The organism is Chitinophaga sp. 01L420 (assembly GCF_056399985.1).
The window spans coordinates 1-471 of the sequence record NZ_JBFTSK010000147.1; the positions used below are offsets into that span (position 1 = coordinate 1).

The following is a 471-nucleotide window of genomic DNA, read 5'->3' on the forward strand; positions in this document are numbered from 1 at the left end:
GCGGATACCCCAGCTACAACACCGCCAACATCTATACTCGCTACAGCGACATCGCTGCTACTCCAAACACCGCCAACAGTAGTAGAACTTAAGGTAGTAGTTCCACCTATACAAACAGCACCCGTGCCCGTGATCCCGCCTACAACAGGCAGACTATTTACTGTTACACTAGTCGTTTGCGAAACGGTACAGCCACTCCCATTGGTTACTGTATAAGTGATCGTTGCGGTACCAACTGCAACACCAGTTACAACTCCGGAGGCATCTATACTCGCTACAGCCGCATCACTGCTACTCCATATACCACCGGTAGTAGCAGAACTTAATGCCGTAGTTTTACCTATACAAACAGCACCTGCGCCGGTAATAGCTGCTACAACAGGGAGACTGTTTACGGTGACACTAGCCGTTTGCGATGCCGTACAGCCACTTGCGTTAGTTACTGTATAAGTGATTGTTGCAACACCAGCG

Annotated in this window: 1 protein-coding gene; it reads right to left on the reverse strand. The window is 49.5% G+C overall.

From position 1 onward, the window contains the following. The coding region (locus AC1DP6_RS36545) for an Ig-like domain-containing protein (protein ID WP_477059320.1) at nt 1–471 on the reverse strand (471 nt) is incomplete at both ends.